19 protein-coding genes and 1 riboswitch are annotated in these 22,979 nt (G+C 39.9%); of the genes, 11 read left to right on the top strand and 8 right to left on the bottom strand.

Annotated features, from left to right (window positions below; all coding sequences use genetic code 11):
- Positions 1-27: 27 nt before the first annotated feature.
- The gene (locus ACIQ0C_RS17745; RefSeq protein ID WP_402836957.1) at positions 28-1,422 is read right to left on the bottom strand and encodes a cytochrome P450; all 1,395 of its coding nucleotides are present in this window, start codon (positions 1,420-1,422) and stop codon (positions 28-30) included.
- A gap of 619 nt (positions 1,423-2,041) precedes the next feature.
- Positions 2,042-2,902, bottom strand: a complete 861-nt coding sequence (gene galU, locus ACIQ0C_RS17740) for a UTP--glucose-1-phosphate uridylyltransferase GalU (RefSeq protein WP_403062324.1) — start codon at positions 2,900-2,902, stop codon at positions 2,042-2,044.
- 168 nt (positions 2,903-3,070) lie between these two features.
- On the opposite strand from galU, the gene ACIQ0C_RS17735 reads away from it, so the two are divergent.
- The 4 genes from ACIQ0C_RS17735 (at position 3,071) to ACIQ0C_RS17720 (ending at position 8,661) form a co-directional block, all read left to right on the top strand.
- The gene (locus ACIQ0C_RS17735; protein ID WP_403062488.1) at positions 3,071-4,735 is read left to right on the top strand and encodes a DUF6044 family protein; all 1,665 of its coding nucleotides are present in this window, start codon (positions 3,071-3,073) and stop codon (positions 4,733-4,735) included.
- Between the two features lie 15 nt (positions 4,736-4,750).
- Positions 4,751-5,773, top strand: a complete 1,023-nt coding sequence (locus ACIQ0C_RS17730; protein ID WP_402836953.1) for a glycosyltransferase family 2 protein — start codon at positions 4,751-4,753, stop codon at positions 5,771-5,773.
- Positions 5,733-6,188, top strand: coding sequence for a GtrA family protein (locus tag ACIQ0C_RS17725; protein ID WP_403062321.1), 456 nt, complete (start codon positions 5,733-5,735; stop codon positions 6,186-6,188). Before ACIQ0C_RS17730 ends, ACIQ0C_RS17725 begins: the two co-directional genes overlap by 41 nt.
- 362 nt (positions 6,189-6,550) lie before the next feature.
- Positions 6,551-6,696: riboswitch (cyclic di-AMP (ydaO/yuaA leader) on the top strand.
- 138 nt (positions 6,697-6,834) lie between these two features.
- Entirely contained in the window at positions 6,835-8,661 is a 1,827-nt protein-coding gene (locus tag ACIQ0C_RS17720) for an APC family permease (protein ID WP_403062485.1), read from the top strand.
- 442 nt (positions 8,662-9,103) lie between these two features.
- Here the strand turns inward: ACIQ0C_RS17720 and ACIQ0C_RS17715 are convergent, their stop codons facing one another.
- The gene (locus ACIQ0C_RS17715; protein ID WP_403062318.1) at positions 9,104-9,370 is read right to left on the bottom strand and encodes a hypothetical protein; all 267 of its coding nucleotides are present in this window, start codon (positions 9,368-9,370) and stop codon (positions 9,104-9,106) included.
- A gap of 48 nt (positions 9,371-9,418) precedes the next feature.
- Between ACIQ0C_RS17715 and ACIQ0C_RS17710 the strand changes: the two genes are divergently transcribed.
- Positions 9,419-10,273, top strand: coding sequence for a RhaT/GlcU family sugar-proton symporter (locus ACIQ0C_RS17710; protein ID WP_402836947.1), 855 nt, complete (start codon positions 9,419-9,421; stop codon positions 10,271-10,273).
- 15 nt (positions 10,274-10,288) lie between these two features.
- Positions 10,289-11,074, top strand: coding sequence for a glucose 1-dehydrogenase (locus tag ACIQ0C_RS17705; RefSeq protein WP_403062315.1), 786 nt, complete (start codon positions 10,289-10,291; stop codon positions 11,072-11,074).
- Between the two features lie 79 nt (positions 11,075-11,153).
- On the opposite strand, the gene ACIQ0C_RS17700 is transcribed toward ACIQ0C_RS17705, so the two are convergent.
- Together ACIQ0C_RS17700 and ACIQ0C_RS17695 are read right to left on the bottom strand one after the other, a co-directional pair.
- A complete protein-coding gene (locus ACIQ0C_RS17700; RefSeq protein WP_403062312.1) occupies positions 11,154-11,699 on the bottom strand; it encodes an NADPH-dependent FMN reductase in 546 nt (181 codons plus the stop codon).
- A 107-nt stretch (positions 11,700-11,806) separates the two neighbouring features.
- Positions 11,807-12,772, bottom strand: coding sequence for a bile acid:sodium symporter family protein (locus ACIQ0C_RS17695; RefSeq protein ID WP_403062482.1), 966 nt, complete (start codon positions 12,770-12,772; stop codon positions 11,807-11,809).
- Between the two features lie 279 nt (positions 12,773-13,051).
- Here ACIQ0C_RS17695 and ACIQ0C_RS17690 point away from each other — a divergent pair, with 279 nt between their 5' ends.
- The 4 genes from ACIQ0C_RS17690 (at position 13,052) to cobT (ending at position 16,246) form a co-directional block, all read left to right on the top strand.
- On the top strand, positions 13,052-13,468 hold the full coding sequence (locus tag ACIQ0C_RS17690) for an RrF2 family transcriptional regulator (RefSeq protein ID WP_053533915.1): 417 nt from the start codon (positions 13,052-13,054) through the stop codon (positions 13,466-13,468).
- A gap of 114 nt (positions 13,469-13,582) precedes the next feature.
- Entirely contained in the window at positions 13,583-14,290 is a 708-nt protein-coding gene (locus ACIQ0C_RS17685) for a nitroreductase family protein (protein ID WP_403062309.1), read from the top strand.
- A gap of 231 nt (positions 14,291-14,521) precedes the next feature.
- Positions 14,522-15,067: a signal peptidase I gene (lepB, locus tag ACIQ0C_RS17680; RefSeq protein WP_403062306.1), complete on the top strand. Its 546-nt coding sequence runs from the start codon at positions 14,522-14,524 to the stop codon at positions 15,065-15,067.
- A gap of 132 nt (positions 15,068-15,199) precedes the next feature.
- On the top strand, positions 15,200-16,246 hold the full coding sequence (cobT, locus tag ACIQ0C_RS17675; RefSeq protein ID WP_403062303.1) for a nicotinate-nucleotide--dimethylbenzimidazole phosphoribosyltransferase: 1,047 nt from the start codon (positions 15,200-15,202) through the stop codon (positions 16,244-16,246).
- A 90-nt stretch (positions 16,247-16,336) separates the two neighbouring features.
- Here cobT and ACIQ0C_RS17670 read toward each other — a convergent pair whose 3' ends face one another.
- Positions 16,337-17,734: a sigma-54 interaction domain-containing protein gene (locus ACIQ0C_RS17670; protein ID WP_403062301.1), complete on the bottom strand. Its 1,398-nt coding sequence runs from the start codon at positions 17,732-17,734 to the stop codon at positions 16,337-16,339.
- A gap of 256 nt (positions 17,735-17,990) precedes the next feature.
- Between ACIQ0C_RS17670 and ACIQ0C_RS17665 the strand changes: the two genes are divergently transcribed.
- The gene (locus ACIQ0C_RS17665) at positions 17,991-19,670 is read left to right on the top strand and encodes an alpha-keto acid decarboxylase family protein (protein ID WP_403062298.1); all 1,680 of its coding nucleotides are present in this window, start codon (positions 17,991-17,993) and stop codon (positions 19,668-19,670) included.
- A 1,001-nt stretch (positions 19,671-20,671) separates the two neighbouring features.
- Here the strand turns inward: ACIQ0C_RS17665 and ACIQ0C_RS17660 are convergent.
- Both ACIQ0C_RS17660 and ACIQ0C_RS17655 read right to left on the bottom strand, forming a co-directional pair.
- A complete protein-coding gene (locus ACIQ0C_RS17660; RefSeq protein ID WP_403062295.1) occupies positions 20,672-21,853 on the bottom strand; it encodes a C40 family peptidase in 1,182 nt (393 codons plus the stop codon).
- Positions 21,854-22,139: 286 nt separating this feature from the next.
- Positions 22,140-22,976, bottom strand: a complete 837-nt coding sequence (locus ACIQ0C_RS17655; RefSeq protein ID WP_403062293.1) for a TIGR03943 family putative permease subunit — start codon at positions 22,974-22,976, stop codon at positions 22,140-22,142.
- Between the last annotated feature and the right edge of the window lie 3 nt (positions 22,977-22,979).

The following is a 22,979-nucleotide window of genomic DNA, read 5'->3' as shown; positions in this document are numbered from 1 at the left end:
AAGAGTTATTACAAATAACTCCTATTACTAAAAATTGGATGCGCCAGGTTCAAAGGCTTCTGCAGCTCTTTCTTCTAATACCATGCGCAGTCCACTTTTGGGCCTGAGTGTAAGGGAGGGAAGGGGAGTTACTTCATGATGGTCAGGTGCAAGCTTTATCCTATACCGCTTTGCAATGCAGGCCAGGACAAACACCGCTTCCATCATGGCAAAGTGATTGCCGATACAAATCCGCGGCCCTCCGCCGAATGGAAAGTAAGCGAACGGAGGCAGGCTTTTCATAAAGTTATTTTCAAATCGCTCAGGAATAAATGATTCCGGTTGATCAAAATACTCTGGATTATGCTGCATCACATAAGAACTTATTAGAATCATATCGCCTTTTTTAAAGCGATATCCTCCTATTACGACATCCTCCGTCACATCACGGGATAAGATATACAGTGGCGGGTAAACGCGAAGTGTTTCATGAATGATATTTTGAGTGTATTGTAATTTCATGAAATCTTCAGGCTTGGGTGTCCGGTGACCGATTATGCTATTGACTTCATTGAAAAGCTTGGCTTGAATTTCCGGATGCTTCGAAATTGCATACAGTGCCCAGGAAAGAGCATTTGCTGTCGTTTCATGACCGGCAAGGAAAATAGTCATTAATTCATCTCGGACCTGATGGCTTGTCATGCCTAACCCGTCGTCGGCATCACGGGCGTCCATCAAGATCCCAAGCATGTCTTCATGTTTTACTGTGTCGTTCTTCCGTTTTTCAATAATGCCGTAAATCACTTTATCAAGCCTTTGTATCGCCTTTTTATATGCACGGTTGATTTTAGTTGGTACCCATAATGGCATACGGAAAATCTTTCTCATCCTTTTGACTGTTATTCTCAAAGCAGTTTCCAGAGGTTTCCCAACGATTTCATATCCATCCTTGAATTCCATGCTGAACATGGTCTTGCTGATTATCCCGAGAGTGATGTTCATCATATCCTTCGTTATAATCCGTTCATCATGATGTTGCCAAGTTGATATATAATCCATTGTGATATCAATCATATCCTTGGCGTATTGGCTAATATGAGTCTTTTTGAAAGAGGGTTGGATAAGCCTTCTCTGGCGCATATGAAAGTCTTTTTCGCTTGTAAGTAGACCTTCACCGATAAGCGGCTTTAAAAGATTGAAGTCCTTGGATTTGGCGAAAGATTGTTGTTTTGTTACGAGTATTTGTTTTATTAGATCAGGATTTAAAACGTGATAAACATTTTGGAATGGCCCTAAACGGAATTTAGCGACTTCCCCATATTCCTTGGACAATCGGGTCAGAAACCCAATGGGATCTGTTTGAAACTCTTTTGTATGTCCGGAAACCAGCCTTCCTTTTGGAACCTTTGGAGCAGTGCGGAAGACATCATCAGCGTGGCTCAATGAAGTTTTTCCCCTTTCTTTAAAAATAATTACATGTAATCATTCTATGAGGATAAGCTAATTCGGTTTGGACAAGTCGTTAAAGAAAGGGCGGATAATTCTATGGAAGAAAAAAAAGTTACAGCAAAAAAACTCTGGAAGAATATAGCCAGAGTTTTTCATGAGAGCTTTGGATTAATGAAGGATGATTCCATTCAACTTCTTTCGTCATCGTTCCCATGTTGGAAACGATCATTTTTTTCATTGATGGGCCCGCCAAATTGTGCATTGATATCCTTAACAACTTGATCTAAAAATTCATCAGATATTATTGGATTATTAGTTTTATTGTGCATGTGTTTCTCTACATTCCTTTCTGGATATCGTGAGTTTGGAACATACATGAAGGATACGTTATCAACATAACCTCACTTATGAAAAAGTATTCTTTCTCTGTCCAACATTTTCACTTGCTTTTACATTACGCGGAAGCGATCAAGATAAACAATTCATGTTTGCTTAGAGGGTTATGGTATGGAGATAGGTTAGTGGATCATTCTACAACAAAAGGGGTGAACCCGATGTGGAAATAGCCCAATCACCTTTTCTTGGTAATTGGGCATGGTCTATATTAACTTTATTAAGGAAACAACTGCCTTAAATATTTTATTAGCTGATCACGAAGTTCAGGGCGTTTCATGGCGAAATCTATTGAAGCTTGAAGGAAGCCGAATTTATCGCCGACGTCATAACGATTTCCCTCGATGATATACGAATATAATGGTTCCTTTTCTAACAAAAGGTCCAAAGCTTCGGTAAGCTGGATCTCCCCCTTACGATCAGGCTGTACGTTTTCAAGGATTTCAAAAATCGCAGGTGATAAAATATATCGGCCGATAATCGCCTGTGTTGATGGTGCATCCTCCACTTTTGGCTTTTCCACTAAGTTTCTTACCAAAAATAAATCCTCATATCGTTCTTGGAAATTCACGATTCCATACTTGGAGACATCGGCAGGTGACACTTCCTTGCATCCGATAATGCTCGCTCGAACCTTGTTATACCGTTCCATTAACTGCTTCAAGGCTGGAACCTGGCTATCCACGATATCATCCCCTAACAGGACGGCAAAAGGTTCGTCTCCGATAAAAGTTTTGGCACATAAAACTGCATGCCCCAGACCTAAAGGTTCCTTTTGTCTTACATAGTGGATATCCACCATGTTGGAAATGTTCTCCACGATCCTTAGCAGATCATTTTGTCCTTTCATTTGCAGAAGCATTTCAAGTTCAATCGATTTATCGAAATGATCTTCGATGGCACGTTTGTTTTTACCCGTAACGATGATAATATCCGTAATCCCTGATTGTACCGCTTCCTCGATAATATATTGAATGGTCGGCTTATCGACAATCGGCAGCATTTCCTTTGGTTGAGCTTTCGTAGCAGGTAAAAATCGTGTTCCTAAACCGGCTGCTGGAATCACCGCTTTCCTTATCATAGCCCAGCCCCTTTTTAAGGTTCTTTTATATGCTTATTGCATTTTATGTGGTCATTGGTTGACCTATATCAAAATAGGTTAAAATAAATCCCTGAAAAAGAATAGATTTACCTTTGAAGCCAAATATTATGGATATATGAATTTAATCAAGAGGTGTATATTTTGCCAATTGAAAATCAAGAGAGAAAACAAATCCTTTTTGCCTTACTCATCATTGTTTTATATCTTTCCCCTTTAATCATACTTGGAGAAAATGCGCATATTCGCGTACATGATAATTTGGATTCCAACCTTGCCTGGTATAAAGTCCTTTCAGAAAGCGGTGAGTTATTCGGTGGAATTGACGCCAAAATTCCCCAGATTATGAATGGGCTGCCCCGAAATGCTTTTGGCAGTGAGTTCAGTATTATCGTATGGCTTCATGCTCTTTTTCCAACAATGGTTGCATATGCAATAAGCCAGGCATTAACAAGGTTTATTGCTTTCTTTGGTATGTATATTTTATTAAAGAAACATTTGGTTACAGGAAGACAATCAGGTTGGATTAGGGTTGGAACATCCTTAGCCTTCGCCCTTACCCCATTTTGGCCATCGGGAATGCTCAGTACACTTGGGATGCCGCTAGCCCTTTGGGCTTTCTTGAATATTCGCAGCAAGGACCATTCTTGGAAGAATTATTTGGTCCTTACACTTTTACCGCTTTATTCAAGCATCGTGCTTGGCTTTTTCTTTTTTCTTGTTGCAATGGGCTTTCTTTGGTTAACGGATGTGATCAGGAGAAAAGGTTGGAATATAACGTTTCTTCTTTCGATCGTGTATATGACCGTCATTTTTGGTTTGGTGGAGTATCGTTTGGTCGCTTCATTCATTTTTGATTCGGAGCCAAACAGCAGAGATGAATATTTTCACGCAAGGCTGCCGCTCGATTGGGTCATTAAGCTTACTTTCAAAAATTTCGTTCTTGGACATACGCATGTCATGACCGTACATGCGCTTATCATTCTGCCGATTACAGTCTTTGCGCTTTATATTATTCTGACCAAAAAGCTGTGGAGACAGGAAAAGGTATATGTTTTTTTATTCGGCTTGAATTTTATGCTTTCAGCGTGGTACGCATTTTGGTTTTATAAAGGCTGGCTTCCTTTAACGGAAAGGTTTCACACCCTGGATACCTTTAATTTTGCCAGATTTCACTTTTTAAGGCCGATGGTAATTTACTTGGGGTTTGCCCTCGCGATAAAAATCATTTGGGAACACAGCGACTATGCTAAGAAAACACTTTCTATTTTCATCGCCGTTCAAATTATGATTTTAATGGGTTTCAATGAAGAAATCACTCACAATAAAAAACCATCTTTTAAAGAGTTCTATTCAGAAAGCCTTTTTCAGGAAATAAAAGATCATATTGACCTTCCACAGGAAGAATATCGTGTTGCCAGCATTGGGCTGCATCCCGCAATTGCTCAATTTAATGGATTTTACACGCTCGATAGCTATAACAATTTCTATCCGCTTTCTTACAAACATCAATTTCGTCAAATAATTGAAAACGAATTGGCTAAGAATAAAAACATCAGAATTTACTTTGATGAATGGGGAGGACGTTGTTACCTATTTACCGATGAGCTTGGGAAGCATTATATGTTCAAGAAACGTTCGAAGAAAGAGCTGGAAAATTTGGACCTTAATATGGATGCGTTTAAAGGATTAGGCGGGAAGTATATATTTTCTGCCATCCCAATCAACAACGCGAAGGAAAACGGATTGGTGCTAGATAGGATTTTCACAAAAAAAGGAAGCGCATGGAAAATTCATTTATACAGAGTCATGTGAAAAGGGGGGAATAGAATGAATTCACCGATAGTAACGATTGTTGTACCTTGTTATAACGAAGAAAGCGTTTTGCAGGATACCATTTCCCAGCTTTGTGGATTGATGAGGGGGTTAGTCGAAGAAAACGTTGTTTCTGGTCTGAGTAAAATTTTGTTGGTTGATGATGGAAGCAAGGATCAAACTTGGAAGATCATTTATAAAGAAACGATTAATAATGAATATGTTCGCGGGCTAAAGCTTTCCCGGAATGCTGGACATCAAAATGCACTCCTGGCAGGATTGTTTACAGCCAAGGAAGCCTCGGATTGTGTGATTTCCATTGATGCAGATTTACAGGATGATATTCAAGTCATCCCTGAATTCATTCGGAAATTCAATGAAGGATGTGAAATCGTATATGGTGTCCGCCAGAAAAGGGACCTTGATTCATTTTTTAAACGAACATCTGCAACCGGTTTTTATAAATTGATGAACAAGATGGGGGTTAACCTTGTCTATAATCATGCCGATTTCAGGCTAATGAGCAAAAGGGCGATCGCGGAGTTGGAGAGATTTGATGAAACGAATCTTTTCTTACGGGGGATTGTACCGCTCATTGGGTTTAAGACGGACTCTGTTTATTATGACCGAAAAGAAAGATTGGCTGGGGAAACGAAATATCCATTTAAGAAGATGGTTGCTTTTGCGCTTGATGGCATTACTTCCTTTTCAGTAACACCGATCCGGCTTGTATTATGGCTTGGATGTCTTTCCTTTTTCATAAGCTTACTCTTTGGGTCTTACTTTTTATGGTTGAAATTTTATGGGCAGACCGAAACTGGGTGGACCTCATTAATTACCTCCGTATGGTTGATCGGTGGACTGCAGTTGATTGCTGTCGGCTTGATTGGGGAATATATCGGTAAAATCTATAATGAATCAAAACGCCGGCCTAAATATATTGTTGATCTTGATCTATTTAATCCGCTCGATTTAAAAAAACGGGAGCAACTAGACAATGAACGGAACAGTATTGAAAAACTATCTAAAACACACTAACTCCTTTATCCGCTTTTTATTGGTTGGAATAGTCAATACAGCGGTTGGACTTTCCATCATGCTTTTTCTCATGAATGTTCTTGAATTATCTTACTGGGTCTCCACTTTTTTCGGCAATGGAACGGGAGCTGTAACGAGTTTTCTTTTGAACAGGACTTTTACCTTTAAAAGCGACATAGAATGGCGGCGAGGAGTTGCCCGTTTCTTTTGCGTAATTCTGATTTGTTATTCCGCCGCTTATTCCATAGGCCAAGCCATTGCAGAATCACTGGAAGGAACCGTCCATTTATCCATACAACAAAATTTGGCTGTTCTGATAGGAACGATATTTTATACAGTGCTTAACTATCTTGGGCAGAAATACTTTGTCTTTAAAAAAAGCAATTTGAGACCAATTCAAGAAGGAAGGAATTAATTAGGGTGGATCAGTGGAATAATGCCCCCGATTGGACGGGAATTAAAATGGAATCGGAAAGCGAAATTCTATGCATTTAATGACTATCCAAGCTGGGGCAGATCTGTTTAATTTCGTCCTTCACGTTCTACATGTGGCAATCATTTTAACCTTTTTTGGACCACCTATTGTTCATTGAGCGCTTGATTATTTTCTTTTTAGACGTTTACTTACCTCCTTTCCTACCTTCGAGTCACGTGTTTGCATGACTTATGTAATATATGTCAAGAATAAAACCTCACCTACAAAGAATAATTCTATTTCTGTGTAAAATTTTCATTTACTTTTCCATTTCACGGGAGTATGATAATCAACAGTTTCATATTTCTAAATCGCTTAAACCTTATGGTGCGGGGGACCCGTTATTGGGATTGTTTTTACAATCCAAGGGGTGAATCCTTTAAAAGGTAGGGCTACTCTTAGGTCCGAATCCGACAGCTAACCTCGTAAGCGTTATATGAGAAGGAAGGTGGAGCTTGTTAGACAAAAAAATTGATGTCTACAGGTCTATTTAGCTATGACTTGTAGGCATTTTTGTGTTTCGTCTCGTTTTTTGCTACAGCTGGGAAACATAAACTTATAAATTAAACATGGTGGTGAATTCTTGATGTTATCTGCTATAAAGAGGTTCTTGATTGGGAGACCTTTAAAATCAAATGCACTTGGTGAACAAAAGCTTAACAAAACAAAGGCTTTGGCGATATTATCTTCTGATGCTTTGTCTTCGGTTGCTTATGGACCGGAGCAAATATTGATCGTCCTGATCACGGTCGGTGCTGCGGCTTTCTGGTATTCAATCCCTATCGCGATCGGAGTATTGATCCTGTTAACTGCTTTGATTTTGTCCTACAGACAAATCATTTTCGCTTATCCACATGGCGGGGGAGCTTATGTGGTTTCAAAAAACAATTTAGGTGTCAATCCAGGGTTGATAGCTGGGGGATCCTTATTGGTCGATTATATATTAACTGTCGCGGTAAGTGTTTCTGCTGGTACGGATGCCATCACGTCCGCTTTTCCCGGCCTGCATGATTATAATGTCGTCATAGCCATTATATTCGTCATCTTACTTACAATCTTGAACCTTAGGGGGGTTACGGAATCGGCCTCTGTCTTGGCCTATCCGGTGTACCTATTCGTTTTAGCATTGTTCATCTTGATTGGGGTTGGAATTTACAAGATTTTGACGGGAGGAGTCTCACCGGAATTGCATGCGTCACTTGGGACTCCAGTAGCTGGCATCAGTTTATTTATACTGCTAAGAGCATTTGCATCAGGAAGCTCCGCATTGACAGGAGTCGAAGCGATTTCCAATGCAATCCCGAACTTTAAAGATCCAGCACCGAATAATGCTGCGAAAACATTAATAGCAATGGGTTCCTTACTAGCTGTATTATTTTCAGGAATCGTATTCTTAGCCTATTATTTAAGCATTGTTCCTAGCGCAGAGGTAACGGTCGTCTCCCAGATTGCTGAAGAGATCTTTGGACGGAATTTCATGTATTTCTTCATTCAAGGTACGACTGCATTGATCTTGATACTTGCGGCAAATACTGGCTATTCGGCTTTCCCTCTGCTTGCGGTAAATCTGGCGAAGGATAAATTCATACCAAGGGCGTTTACGATCAGAGGGGACCGTTTAGGGTATTCCAATGGAATTATCATACTTGGACTTGCATCCATCATCTTGATAGTCGCATTTGAAGGACATACGGAAAATCTCATTCCGCTTTATGCGGTAGGTGTATTCATTCCATTTACGTTATCCCAGACCGGGATGATTGTTAAATGGATTCGCGAAAAGCCAAAAGGCTGGATGATGAAATTAACCATTAATTCAATTGGTGCCATAATTAGCTTTATCGTCACGATGATATTCTTTTTAACCAAATTTACTCAGGTTTGGCCGGTTTTGATTTTTTTACCTATCATCATTTTAATTTTTCATCGAATTAGAATGCATTATGAAGCAGTTGGGGACCAACTAAGGATTACAACATGTGAGCCAATCTTACCAATTGAAGGAAATATCATCATTGTACCTGTGGCGGGTATAACTCATGTGGTTGAGAACTCTTTAAATTATGCAAAATCTTTATCCGCACATCAGGTCATTGCCGTTTATGTCGCTTTTGAAAGAGAAGATGAAAAGAAATTCGGAGAAAAGTGGAAAAAATGGCAGCCGGATGTAAGGCTCGTTACACTGAATTCTTATTACAGAAGCATCATTCAGCCACTAACTAAATTTGTGGATACAGTTGAACATAAGGCTAGTGAATCCAATTATAAAGTTACGGTGATCATCCCCCAATTCATTCCGAAGAAGGGCTGGCACAATATACTTCATAACCAATCAAGTTTACTGATTCGCGCTTACTTACTTTATAAAAGAAATGTGGTTGTTACGACAGTGCCATATCATTTGAAGAAGTAAGTTCCATTTCTAAGAAAAGAAGCAAACCTACATAAGGTTTGCCCAGACCGTAGACAAACTCAATGAAAATTGAGTATGTCTACGGTTTTTTATTGGTTTTTAGATTTTGGACGTTGATTTCCACTCCAGGCACTCGCTTTCCGCGGGCGGTCCGGGAGCCTCCTCGGCTTGCGCATGCGGGGTCTCCCCTAGACGCGTTTTTCCCGCAGGAGTCTCGCACCTTCCATTCCAATCAACTAACTTTAGATAGAAACCCTTTTGTCTACAAACTCAGCAAACCTACATAAGGTTTGCCTTTTTTACTAATCTTTATAAAAAAGACAGCAGTAACTTACGCTGTCGATATTTGAGTAACATTCATTACCAACTCATAAATTCACAGTTACTTTGAAGCCCGTACAATAAAAAGGATTTGCAGTAAGATGCAGGGATACTTCCTCTTTTAAAGCTTTAAATTAATGTTAATATAAAACTTTCTGCCATCATCATTATCGGAACGTCGGCTGTTTGGGAAAGTGATTATTTCAAGGTCGGTGGAGATTCGGAAATGGACATGCAACATCATCAACATGGTGGGGAGCTGTGCAATAATATCATCAAAAAGGGCTGCTTCTGCAGCCCTTTTTGTGTTGAACGCTTTTTTGGCGGAACACTTCATAAAATTACCAAGGGTCATTTCAAATAATGCGAACATATTAAAAGAAAACAAAATGAAATATCCTGCTTAGTTTTGTACTTACATATATGGGGGTTGAAAATGGATATATTATTAGCTCTCTTGCCGGCATTGTTCTGGGGAAGCATCGTTTTATTTAATGTGAAACTCGGGGGTGGACCCTATAGTCAAACACTAGGTACAACGATTGGCGCCTTGATTTTTTCAATTGGTGTTTATATTTTTGCAGATATTAAGCTGTCACTTCTGGTGTTTGGAGTCGGAGTCGTATCTGGATTGTTTTGGGCCGTTGGACAAGCTAATCAGCTTAAGAGCATCGATTTAATGGGAGTATCCAAAACGATGCCGATATCAACAGGATTGCAGCTCATTTCAACCACTTTATTCGGGGTCATAGTTTTTAACGAATGGTCTACAATGAAAGCTATTATTTTAGGCGTTTTGGCATTGGTCTTCATTATTATAGGAATCGTCTTGACCTCCTTGGAAGATAAAGAATCGAAAGAGGGCAAGTCGGGAAACTTGAAGAAAGGAATTGTTATTCTCCTCATCTCGACATTCGGTTATTTGGTTTATGTGGTCGTGGCCCGTCTTTTTGATGTTGACGGGTGGTCAGCGTTGTTCCCTCAAGCGATCGGGATGGTGATAGGCGGTCTGTTATTGACTTTTAAACATAAACCATTTAACAAATATACGATTCGCAATATCATTCCGGGATTGATATGGGCTGCAGGGAACATGTTTCTATTCATTTCCCAGCCCCGTGTGGGAGTGGCTACTAGTTTTTCCCTTTCGCAAATGGGCATAGTCATCTCAACTCTTGGCGGGATCTTCATTTTACGTGAAAAGAAAACGAAGCGCCAACTAATTGGAATTGTAATTGGAATTATCTTGATCATCATAGCTGGGATAATGCTTGGATTGGCAAAAAGTTAATTGGAGGATGATTACATGTATACAGATTTAGAAGGTAAGGTCGTTGTTATAACCGGTTCATCCACTGGTTTAGGAAAAGCGATGGCCATTCGCTTTGCTAAGGAAAAGGCAAAGGTCGTGGTTAATTATCGCACTAAATCAGAAGAAGCGGATAGTGTAATGGAAGAAATCAAAACAAATGGCGGGGAAGCCGTTGCAGTAAAAGGCGATGTCACCGTTGAAGAAGATGTTATTAACCTTGTTCAATCAGCGATAAAGAATTTCGGGAAACTCGATATATTCATCAATAATGCAGGAATTGAAAATCCGGTTCCATCTCACGAGATGCCATTAAGCGACTGGAATAGGGTAATCGCTACTAACTTAACGGGAAATTTCTTAGGCTGCCGTGAAGCTATCAAGTATTTTGTCGAGAACGATATTAAAGGGAATGTAATAAATATGTCCAGTGTACATGAGATGATTCCCTGGCCTTTATTCGTTCACTATGCAGCAAGCAAGGGCGGGGTGAAGCTGCTTACGGAAACCCTGGCTCTTGAATATGCACCAAAAGGGATCCGTGTGAACAGCATTGGTCCCGGAGCCATCGCCACGCCAATAAATGCCGACAAGCTTGAAGATCCCGAAAAGAAAAAGGATCTTGAAAGCATGATTCCGATGGGATATATCGGAAAACCTGAAGAAATTGCCGCGGTTGCTGCATGGCTCGCATCTTCAGAGTCCAGTTATGTAACGGGCATCACTCTATTTGCTGACGGAGGAATGACAAAATACCCTTCATTCCAAGCTGGTAGAGGATGAATATTTTGGTTAATTCCCTCTTTTGATGCAACAAGAATCCCAGCAGGATCATACCTGCTGGGATTCTTGTAAAAAAGCATTAACGAGTATGATGATTATACCAGCTAATGAAGTTATCGACGACCGTATCGATAAACTGGACAGTCGACTCATGTGTAAGGCTGCCTTCGTTATCGATTTTGTCATGCACTGCACCAACATATACTTCATTCCCTGGAAGGAGTGGGGAGGAGATGCCTATTGCGAATAAGATTTCACGCAAATGCAATTGAGCTTTAACCGTTCCCAATTGCCCCATTGACGCACCCATGATCCATGATGGTTTGCCGATCAAGACTTTATCGACACGTGATAACCAATCGATTGCATTGCCCAATACGCCTGGAATCGTCCCATTGTATTCAGGTGTTACCCATAAGACTGCATCTGCATGGGCCACTTTGCTTTTAAATTCTTTTACAACCAATGGAGGATCATTTTCAATATCTTGATCATAAAAAGGTAAATCCCGAATGTTCAAGATTTCGAGATCAAACCGATCTTGATATCTAGTTTGAATATATTTGGCAAGCTTAAGGTTGTATGACTCTTTACGGATACTTCCCACTATTGCAACAACTTTCATCTTCAATACCCCCAATGATTTTATAATGGATAATCATGTAAATGAGTTCCACTTACCTATTATAATTGGAATATAAATGAAAGGGAAAAAGGATGCTTGGGAAATAATCATTCGGCGGATGACCCTTCAATCACATCACGATGAAAATGCTTTTCCATGACATAGCCAAAAAAGGAGGCAAGCATTTGTTGAAACAGCATGCCAAGTACAACGGGTACCGCGACGGCAGCAGGGAAATAGGTGGTTGCAAGAACGGCTCCTGCACTGATGTTTCGCATACCGCCAGTAAATGTCAAGGTGATGATATCCGCCTTTTCCCATCTTAAACATGCACCGACCATCCAAGAAAGGGCATAACCTGAAGCAGCAATAAACAATACCAATAAGGCCATGATCATTATTTTCTTATCAAAATGGGTTAAGTAAGGCCCAATTTTTGAACTATTCAATATGACTACGATTCCAACGCTTATCTTGGAAAATGGGGCTAATTGGGGGGATAGGGTATATTGTATCTTTCCTTTTGTAGCCTGATTCAAGAACATAGCAAGCATGGAGGGAAGAACGACCATTCCGATTAATCCTATCACTATCGACCCCAAATCCATTTCGATCGAACCGCCGCCAAAAAGGGAAACACTGTAAGGAACGATGAATGGCGAGAGCAGTGTGTCGATTAAGATGATGGTCAGGGCAAGTATGGCATTACCATTATAAATGGATACCCAGATCATACTGGTGACACCGGTTGGAATCACTACAGCCAGGACTAGGCCGGTAATTGTGAAATCATCGCCATGAAACACTAAATGGCCGAGGCCAAAAGCCCAAATAGGCATAAGCATATGAAGGATGATCAATACGATGAAAACAGGTAAAGGGTGGGTTACTGCCTGATGCAGAGATTTAAAGTTAGAGCCTAAACTTCCGGAAAATGTAATGAAGGCAAATATCCATGGAACAAGAAAGGTGTAATCCATTATATGGTCGGACAATAATACCCCAATAACCACGCTTATCGGCGTGATGAGAGGCATGACTTTATCGAGTTGTTCATTTATTGTTTTCAACATCATACATCCACTTCCTCAATCATTCTATTAAGTAAGTTTACCATACTTCAAAATATATAATTTGTAAGACAAGAAATTTGTCATTTTATTTTAAAAAACATTTAATGTACGACTATATAAAATAGGCCAAGTGGGCTGCTTGTTTATCCATTCTTTTGGCTTTCTTTTCTTTTACTTTTCCTGATGGATTGTTTTAAAAGGAGGTTTTAGGCAGGATTGTTCGATGCAGCGTTGTATATTCATTGAAAAATAGTTTAAAGTAGAGGAGAGGTGAAAGAAATGTCTGAAAAGGTTTCCAGTATAATGTGGTTTAGTCTTGCAGTACAAGCCCTGCTTGTTCTTGCTGATCATGATGGATTATGCAATAGTAATAAATTGGCCGTTAAGCTTGATTCGGAGTCAGGTTTTCTTAGAAAAATATTAAGTAATTTAGTGAAGGCAGGACTGATTCAAGCGAAGGAAGGAAGAGACGGGGGGTATTCACTTGCCAAAAACCCCGAACAAATCATCCTTGCAGATATATACTCTGCAATTAAATCCGAACCTTTTTCAAAGGGCTTTCTTGATGTGAATGATAAAAAATGCTTTCAACCATCTTCCCGAGAAGCTTTATGCGGTTTGAAAAACGAGATGGAGAGCTGGATTATTCAAGGCTTGGAGCAGAAGACGATTGCTGATTTACTATCAAAATCTTGATGTGAAAAACGAAACTGACATGGTTTCGTTTTTCTTAAACTGTATTTGACAAAAGAACAGTATGCGTTATATACTGTTCCTGTATTAATTACAGTTAAATGGAGGTCATTATAAATGACAAAAAATATAATGAGTAAAGAAGAGTACCTGAATAAATCGAAAGAATTGAATGTACCGCTTGAAAAGCCGAAAGTCCTTAATGATACGGATTTCATTACGGTAGCAAAAGAAAGGAGATCTGTTCGCCAGTACGATGCTGAATACGTGATGACTGAAGAGGAAATTCGTGAAATCCTGGAGATTGCGATTCAAGCACCGTCTTCTTCCAACTTACAGCCATGGAGATTCCTTGTGATTCAAGATAAACAAACCCAACAAGAATTGCTTCCCATCGCAAATAACCAACAACAAATCGTCGATGCATCTGCTGTCATTGCCGTTTTAGCTGATATAGAAGGTTACAAAAATGCAGAACGGATTTATGGTGAATTAGTCGATAAAGGGATCATGAAGAATGAAATCAAAGAGCCATATGTAGCCTCTATTCTGCATAATTACGGCAACTTTTCCACTGAAAAAGCTTTAAGCGTAGCCATGATTGACGGTGGCTTGGTTTCCATGCAGATCATGTTAGCTGCAAAAGCAAAAGGATACGATACAGTCCCAATGGGAGGGTTCGATGAAGCCAAATTTGTGGAAGCATTCAATGTACCGGAAAACTTCAAACCTGTCATGTTGATTTCCCTTGGAAAAGGAACTAAAGCAGGATTTGAAAAAGTCCGTTTGCCACTCGACTCAATATTGACTTGGAATAAGTTCTGAAGAACAAACTAAGGAAAAGGATAGCTAAAATCGCTATCCTTTTTCTCATGGTTTAAGATTGGCTCTACGAATCATTTAATCTCGCAAGCGATAAATGAATATGTTACAATTTTTCAAGATATTTCTTTGAAATGTCTCCTCTAAAAATCACCAACCGGCAAATTAAAGCTAAAGAATTATTTTTGGTGCTGCTAGGCAAAATACAGCCATTATCGTTGGGAAGGAGTTCTTATGAAGAATATGAAAAGTGAAGTGTTTTCATGGTTGAAAGCTATCTTATTCGCTCTAATGATCGCGTTCATTTGCCAACAGTTTTTATTTACACCAGTCACGGTAAAAGGTGAATCAATGGAGCCGACTTATGAAAATGATGACCGGATCGTGGTAGCTAAAATAGGAAAGCCGGAGCGCTTCGATATGGTCGTATTTTATGCTCCGGACGCGGAAGAGAATTATATAAAAAGGGTGATCGGTTTACCAGGGGACAGCATCGCAATGAAAGATGATGTCTTATATATCAATGGGAAAAAGTATACAGAACCATATTTGAAAACAAAAAAAGGTGAAATTCCACCTGAAGAAAATCTGACGGAGAATTTCACCCTAAGTGATTTACTTGGGAAATCCAAGGTTCCTGTCGGTCATTTATTTGTCATGGGGGATAATCGAAGGAATAGTTGGGATGGAAGAAGATTTGGTTTTATTTCTGAAAAATCACTTGTGGGCAAAGTGAAATTTCGTATCTACCCATTAAATGAAATGGGAGTGCCGAAGTAAAAGGATCACAGTGAATTCAAGTGAAAGCTTAGATGATAATTATATGGACTAAATTGTAGTTATATCAGATGATGGATAAGAACCTTTTCCTATGGTTAAGGTTTTTCATTTTGGATTGTGGGGGTTATTAATATGACAAATGAGTTAGCTGCCATCTCCATTCCGATACTGGATGAAGAAATGGGACGGCAGGTTAAAGGCCATGTCGATTCGCTGACGCTTCCTCAGGGAAGCTTAGGACGGCTTGAAGAATGGATAATCGAACTGGCCAAGATGACAGGGGAGGCATTTCCGGACATTTCGAAACCGGGGGTGATCGTGTTTGCAGCCGACCATGGAATTACGGAAGAAGGGGTTTCTGCTTATCCAAAAGAAGTGACGGAACAAATGGCGCTTAATTTCCTGAATGACGGTGCTGCCATCAATGTATTAAGCCGTGCGATAGATGCTTACTTGGACATTGTCGATATAGGGATCGATGCAGATATCGAAGCACCGGGATTAACTTCGAGAAAAGTCCGCAATGGAACTAGAAACTTTTATAAGGAAGAGGCGATGACAAAGGAAGAAGTAAATCAAGCGCTTGAAATTGGATATGACCGTGCACAGAAAATGATTGCCCGTGGTGTGAATTGCCTGATTCTTGGTGAAATGGGAATCGGAAATACGACATCCAGTACCGCAATCATCTCCATCGTAAGCGGGAAAAGCGTCGAATCACTAGTGGGGCAGGGAACAGGATTGAAGTCAGAAGGCATTTTACATAAACGAAGAATAATTGAAGAAGCGATTTCATTAAGAAATCTTAATCCTGATGATCCAATAAATATTTTGATGAATATCGGTGGATTCGAAATTGCAGGTATGGCAGGGGCGATGCTTGCTGCAGCGAATAACCGTATACCCATTCTTGTTGATGGTTTCATTACAACCACGGCTGCCGTATTGGCAAACCTGATTTCCGGACGTGCAGCCGATTATATGTTTGTTGGACATCGATCTGCAGAACCTGGTCATGAAACGGCCATAGAACTGCTTGGCAAGGAGCCGATCCTCGACCTGGGAATGAGAATCGGGGAAGGAACAGGGGCAGCCCTGTCATACCCCATCCTTAAGGCAGCGACATTGGTCATTAAAGAAATGGCAACATTTGAATCTGCAGGCGTGTCAAATAAGTAAGCGATAGGAGACCTTCGATACGCTGGTCTCCTATTTATACAGGCTAAAAAAAGGTGGATACTGTATTGGAAATCTTTCATCCCACTGTTACTAAATGGGCAGATGATCTTTATATTTCTTCATTTTTCTGACGACGGAAGGCTGGCTGATACCTAAGAATTTAGCCATTTCATATGTGGACTTGCATTGCTTACTCGCTTTCATCATCATCCATTTTTCGACTTGTTCGAGGGCGGTATTGAGATCACTATCATCAACCATCATATTGTCAATCATTAGGGTGTCATCTATTTTCTCCAAAGATTCTTGTCCATGGAAATGGGAGGGGAGAAAGCCTGGGAAAATGATGGAGTCTTCCGAGGTCAAAATGAGCCGTTCAATCAGGTTTTCCAATTCACGCACGTTTCCTGACCATTTATGCTGAATCAGTATTTCGTAAGTGGAAGGGTGCAATTTCTTATCTGACTTGTATTTTTTGTTGATGATTTCGAGATTATGATTGATTAAGATGGCAATATCTTCTTTTCTTTCTCGTAAAGGCGGTATTTGGATGGGAATCACATTTAAGCGATAATATAAATCAAGCCTGAATGTTCCCTTTTCCACCATTTCCTCAAGGTTTTGATTGGTGGCCGTTACAAGCCGGAAATCTATCTTATGCTCTTTTTTTCCTCCCACTCTTTTAAAGGTCTTCTCTTGCAGGACATTTAATAATTTCACTTGCATATCCAGGGGAAGCTCCCCAATTTCATCCAGAAATAAGGTTCCGTTATCTGCTTGTTCAATCAGCCCTTGCTTCCCCTGCTTCTGCGCTCCGGTGAAGGATCCCGCTTCATATCCAAACATTTCTGATTCAAAGAGGCTTTCTGGGATGGTACTGCAGTTGACTTCGATGAATGGCTCTTTGCTGCGGTAACTCTGATTGTGCAGCCGCCGGGCGAATACGCTCTTTCCCACACCGGATTCCCCAAGAAGCATGACTGTCGCATCCGTTTTGGAAACACGGTGTATTGTTTTGGCGATTTGCCGCATTTCCTTGCTGCGATAGATCAGCTCCTCCTGTTCCCTAAGTTCCTCTACCTCCGATTGGTATTCTTGAATCTTTTTCTCCAATTGACCGTACTGATCCTGGAGGTTCCTGATTTCAGTTTGATCTTGGGCATAGCTGACGACATGAATCAATTCACCATCTTCATCAAAGATGGGATAGGCGGTCGACATGACGATTTTTCCCGTCTTCGTTTGCTGCATGATCTGGATAGGTGTTTTCTCTTTCAATACCATGGCGGATATCGAAGGTGAAAGGATTCCTTCCGTTTCGAGCTGATAAACGGATTTTCCAAGATAATGTTCTGGTTCGATTCCATATATCCACCAATGGTTAGGATTCGTGAATAAAATGAATCCTTTTTCATCAGTCACGGTAATATTATTATTGGATGTGTTGATGATGCATTCCAAAACTCTTTTCACATTGTTATCACTCATCGTTTGCCCCCTTATCCACTGTTCCGGTGATTCAAATATAAATCAAAAATAGAACTGAAATCAAGAATTTTCAGATATTTCGATTTGGATTTGAATCATTTTTATAAGAGTCATGCCTGGGATAGTCTAACTCACTTCATTCATCAAAGCTAAAACTAGAGTAATAGAGCCAACTCACCTTGAAGTATATGGATACATATACGGTTAACCTACTTCTGTTTGGGTATAAATAAAGTAGAGAGTAATCGATGAAGGAGTGATTGACTTGGCTGAAAACAGAACCTTGGGACAATATTTATACGACTGCTTAAAAGCAGAAGGCATTACAGAGATTTTTGGTGTGCCCGGAGACTATAATTTCTCATTGCTAGATACTTTGGAAGATTACGATGGGATTGAGTTTATTAATGGACGAAATGAACTCAATGCTGGATACGCAGCGGACGCTTATGCCCGGGTGAGGGGCATGTCGGCACTCATCACCACCTTTGGTGTCGGTGAAATGAGCGCATGTAATGCAATCGCTGGAGCGTACAGTGAAAATGTGCCGCTCATCCATATTGTAGGCTCGCCAAAGTCCATGATGCAACAGGAGAAGGAGCTTGCCCATCATACGTTAATGGATGGAGATTTTGATGTTTTCCGTAAGGTTTATGAGCATATCACCAGTTATACGGCAATTCTTACACCAGAAAACGCAGTTAGGGAGATACCGGCTGCAATCAGAATCGCGAAAGAAAAGAAAAAGCCCGTTTATTTGGTAGTGGCTATCGATCTCGTTGAAAAACCAGTGCTTTCTCACAGTGAGACATCAGAAAATATGACCAAAACGAATGTCGATGCTTTGCAGTCAGCAGTGAAGCATATAAAAGGCATGTTAGAACATGTAAATAAAGCCGTTCTGCTTGTGGACGTGAAAACACTTCGTTATAACTTGCAGAAACCCGTACTGCAGCTCGCTGAGAGGTTAAACGTTCCAGTTGCTTCATTAATGCAGGGCAAAAGCGGGTTTGATGAGAGCCATCCCCAGTATATTGGTGTATACGGCGGAGCTTTCGGAAGTAAGGATGTAACTCAGACTGTTGAAGAAGCGGATTTGATCATAGCCGTTGGTGCTGTTTGGTCCGACGTCAATACTTCCAAAGGAACAGCAAAGCTTAACCCGTTGAAAATGGTGGAAATTCAACCTGACACAGTAAAAGTGGGAGCAGCCAGTTATATGAATGTCAGAGCGGAGGAAATTCTAAATGAATTCCAGGACATAGGCTACCGGCAGAACGAATCTGTTGGAAACATCTCGTTTCCGTATAGCACAATAATTGTGGAAGACCCTTCAGCACCGCTGAAAGCGACTTCCTATTATCCTCGAATTCAGCAAATGTTGAAGGAAAAGGACATAGTGGTCACGGAAACAGGAACATTCTCTTATGGCATGTCACAGGTCAGATTGCCGAAAGGGGTGACCTACATTGCTCAGGGAGGCTGGCAAAGCATTGGATATGCGACGCCCGCAGCTTTCGGTGCTTGTATAGCGGATAGAAACCGGCGTGTTCTTTTGTTTACAGGGGACGGCTCGATACAGCTGACAGCACAGGAAATAAGCTCGATGCTGGAGAACGGCTGCAAGCCCATCGTGTTTATCCTCAACAATAAAGGCTACACGATAGAAAAATTCTTAAACGTAAAAGTAGATATAGAAAAACAGAAATACAACGAGATACCAGAGTGGGATTATACAAAACTGGCTGAAGCGTTTGGTCAAGAGGCATTTACAGCAAGAGTCAAGACGAATGGTGAACTGGATGATGCCATTACAAATGCTCAGAACGCCGATAAACTTTGCCTTATAGAATTGGTCGTGAAAGATCAAATGGATGCCCCGGAATATTTGCAAAAAGTGAGGCAGTATCTTGAAAAACAAGAGAAACTAAAGTAATGCCATGTTCGAAATGCTCTTACGCCGAACCATGTTTTAAAAGAAAACTGGTTATCCTTCATGTATTTTCACGGTATTATATGAAATGAAAACTCAATGGATTGAAGAAATATGCGACACTCCTGCCGAATAACTGGCTAGCCAAGACCCCACATAGACGTTAAGGAGGCTTGGCAGACAGTCGGCGGAAAGGGAGCGGATTTCTGAAATCAAACTGAAACGTTTTTTTTGAAAAAATCTGCAGGTAAACTAGTTTCTTCAAAAAGGTCCGGAATGCTCTCATCCCATAACTTGATTAAGACTAGTTAAACCTTTATGTTTATTTCTGAAATCAAACTGAAACGATTGTTAAAGAAAGGTCTTCTGTTATGAAGGCCATTTTTTGTTGGTATAGATCCTGTACTCTCTATATATCCATGCGGCCCGATCAAGGACAAGGATGGCAAGTTGAAAAAGAAATTGAAGTAATAGGGAAAATATCTATTTTTCCTAAGTGGAGAAAACCATTCTTTTCACGGTCGGCTATTTCTGTAGATAAGGGGGCATAAAAAAAGCGTAAAAATTTATCATAAGCGCGGGAATAAAGAAAATCTCAACAATAATCAGCCATTCATAGATCATATTGAAGAAAAAGTTCATAAAAAGCAGGTGGAATGCAGGAAAGACATGTGACAAAACAGGCGGTGATGATGATGTTATTAAGAAAAGCTTGGTTCTTACGATTGTCTATCATAAAAAAAGAAGGATGAAATAGCCCAACGAAAGGAATTATCAAGCTTGGAAGAAGTACGTGTCAGTAATCAACTTGATTATGAGATTGTGGAAAGGCAAAGGTTAATGCGTGTGTGAGAATGGTTATAAGCCATAACACCAGTTGGCGGTTGACATTATTATACGCAAAAAAGCGTGTATGATTTTTTATCAAAACACGCTTTTTTGCTCTTTTATCAAGGCATAAAGAGTTAATTTTTTAGCAAACATGAGTTATTGCCAAAAATCATTTAGTTAAGTACACGAACTGCCTTGACAAAGCTAGGTCCCCAGTAAGAACTGTTGATGTTAGCGTAGGATACACCCTTAGATGTAGAAGCATTCAGCATTTGACCGTTACCGGCATAAATTCCCACATGATTGATTACGCCATCATTATTGGTATCGAAGAATACTAAATCCCCTTTTTGGAGGGATTTTGAAGAAACAGTTGTACCAACTTGTGATTGTGCCACTGAATTTCGAGGCAAGGAAACACCTGCACTTTGGAATGCTCTTAATGTGAATGAAGAGCAATCAAATACATCCGTGCGTGAAGTGCTCGCACCGTAAACATACTTGGCTCCCATATATTTAGCGCCAGCAGCCAAAACTTGATCCGCCTTTGTCGATTTGGACGGTTTTTTAATTGCAGATGCTGAGGCTTGTCCTGAAACCCGGATGGATTGGCCGATTCGAATACGACTTGAATTGGAAATAGTAGGGTTCATTTTAAGTAAGGCACTAAGGGAAAGGTTATATCTTTTAGCGATTGTTGATAAGGTATCCCCTAATTTAACTACATAAACTTCTGTTGTATTTTTACTATTATTCGTACTCGCATAGTTGTTAAGGGTATTAATCTTCAAGACCTGGCCGGGAAAAATAAGGTTACTAGTCAAATGGTTTTTAGACTTTAATTGTTTGACAGTTATATTATTGACTCTAGCGATTTTATCCAGGGTGTCACCGGATTTGACCCTATATGTAGCATTAGAAGGACTATTTTTAGCCGTAGAGCTAGATGCAGGGGCTTTTCCGGAAACCCGGATGGATTGGCCAATATAAATGCGATCCGAATTAGAAATATCAGTGTTTAATTTAAGCAGGGCACTAAGGGAAAGGTTATATCTTTTAGCAATTGTTGATAAGGTATCCCCCAGTTTAACCACATATTTTTCGGTTTTATCCATATTTTTAGCTGTATGGTTGTTAAGGGTATTAAATTTCAAGATTTGGCCGGGAAAAATAAGGTTACTAGTCAAATGGTTTTGAGATTTTAATGCTTGGACAGTTGTATGATTAGCTTTAGAGATTTCATCAAGGGTGTCCCCTGATTTAACTTGATAAGAACCAGCATAAGCGGAATTGCCTGCCACTAGGGTGCCTATAATGGTTCCTGCAAGAATGAAAGAGTTTTTAGAATTGTTCATTTAGGAAAGTTCCTCCTGATGTGGTAAAAAAATATGTAGCATTTATATTATAAGGGTATGGAATATAAAAAACATGACCCATATAAATAAAATTCAACTTTTTCGTCATTTTTCGGGAAATCTTGTTACAGGAAAATGGGGGTTTGTGGGATTCAGGTGGAGTGTAAGAGGACCGTACTGTAATTTCGCATAAATGGATAAAAAGAGTATTCCACAAAATGGAAGTTTGGGGCAATTAAAAAGAAAGGCAAGAATAACATATCCTTACCTTTCCATGATTCATTTTTTAATATTGTCTATAAACATAGGGATCATCCGGTTCAGCGATTTTACTATGTGATGATACTTTGAGCAGGGGAATGGTTTTCTTGAATGGCTGATAATAAATCGATTCCAATTCACCTGTCACGGAATACCACTCATCATTTTTAGGATGCATTCCTTCAGGAAATTCGATTAGCATGCCGAATACCCCAGAGTCCGCGACACAGTGAATGACCCCAAAACGGAACAGGAATACCTGGTTTTTGGCTAGCTCATTTGAATTGTACGAAAATCCGGTTAACGTTATTTGCTTGCCAGTGAACTTTCCAGGAGAGTAATAGATGGCTTCTAAATCGTTTAGATAGTTTTCATCTGTTAATTGAAGACTGTCACGATCAACCAAGCCTTTGAGAGAGTTATCCATTAAAGTTAAATAGTCATCCTTGCCATAATAAAGACTCGTATCCGGCTGCAGAAATTGATGCTGGCTATATTCATCCGAGTCTTCATATACTGGGAAATGAAATCCTTTTTTTTCTACGATATTGGAGTCCATAGTGGCAACAGGCAAAAAGAGACCGGTTAAAATGGGAATGAAGAATAGGAAATAAGTAAGGTTCCTTTTCCATTTCTTATTTTCCTGGGAGTGATCATGTCCGCACTGACAATCAACGCATTCTTCTTGATTATCTTCCTTAAAATATAAGTAAGATCCCATTAACGTGAATATTGCCAGTATATAGATGGCAATCTGTGAAACATATGAATATTCCATATTAATGTATTTCGATATATCCCCTGAGGCGTGTAAATGCATGAATAAAAAAGTAAGTCCAAGTAATATGAATAATCTTCCCATATA

Origin of the sequence: Peribacillus sp. NPDC096448 (genome assembly GCF_044762675.1) — a bacterium.
Lineage (GTDB): Bacteria > Bacillota > Bacilli > Bacillales > DSM-1321 > Peribacillus > Peribacillus frigoritolerans_B.
The sequence above is the reverse complement of the archived record's forward strand: the minus strand, read 5'-3'. Positions and strand labels throughout refer to the sequence as shown.

Coding starts and splice junctions, on each gene's coding strand:
- ACIQ0C_RS17695 (WP_403062482.1), bottom strand. CDS start 12,772: ATGTTGAAAACAATAAATGAACAACTCGATAAAGTCATGCCTCTCATC.
- ACIQ0C_RS17660 (WP_403062295.1), bottom strand. CDS start 21,853: ATGAACAATTCTAAAAACTCTTTCATTCTTGCAGGAACCATTATAGGC.
- ACIQ0C_RS17710 (WP_402836947.1), top strand. CDS start 9,419: ATGGATATATTATTAGCTCTCTTGCCGGCATTGTTCTGGGGAAGCATC.
- ACIQ0C_RS17705 (WP_403062315.1), top strand. CDS start 10,289: ATGTATACAGATTTAGAAGGTAAGGTCGTTGTTATAACCGGTTCATCC.
- lepB (WP_403062306.1), top strand. CDS start 14,522: ATGAAGAATATGAAAAGTGAAGTGTTTTCATGGTTGAAAGCTATCTTA.
- galU (WP_403062324.1), bottom strand. CDS start 2,902: ATGATAAGGAAAGCGGTGATTCCAGCAGCCGGTTTAGGAACACGATTT.
- ACIQ0C_RS17690 (WP_053533915.1), top strand. CDS start 13,052: ATGTCTGAAAAGGTTTCCAGTATAATGTGGTTTAGTCTTGCAGTACAA.
- ACIQ0C_RS17730 (WP_402836953.1), top strand. CDS start 4,751: ATGAATTCACCGATAGTAACGATTGTTGTACCTTGTTATAACGAAGAA.
- ACIQ0C_RS17655 (WP_403062293.1), bottom strand. CDS start 22,976: ATGGGAAGATTATTCATATTACTTGGACTTACTTTTTTATTCATGCAT.
- ACIQ0C_RS17725 (WP_403062321.1), top strand. CDS start 5,733: ATGAACGGAACAGTATTGAAAAACTATCTAAAACACACTAACTCCTTT.
- ACIQ0C_RS17685 (WP_403062309.1), top strand. CDS start 13,583: ATGACAAAAAATATAATGAGTAAAGAAGAGTACCTGAATAAATCGAAA.
- ACIQ0C_RS17720 (WP_403062485.1), top strand. CDS start 6,835: ATGTTATCTGCTATAAAGAGGTTCTTGATTGGGAGACCTTTAAAATCA.
- ACIQ0C_RS17670 (WP_403062301.1), bottom strand. CDS start 17,734: ATGAGTGATAACAATGTGAAAAGAGTTTTGGAATGCATCATCAACACA.
- ACIQ0C_RS17700 (WP_403062312.1), bottom strand. CDS start 11,699: ATGAAAGTTGTTGCAATAGTGGGAAGTATCCGTAAAGAGTCATACAAC.
- cobT (WP_403062303.1), top strand. CDS start 15,200: ATGACAAATGAGTTAGCTGCCATCTCCATTCCGATACTGGATGAAGAA.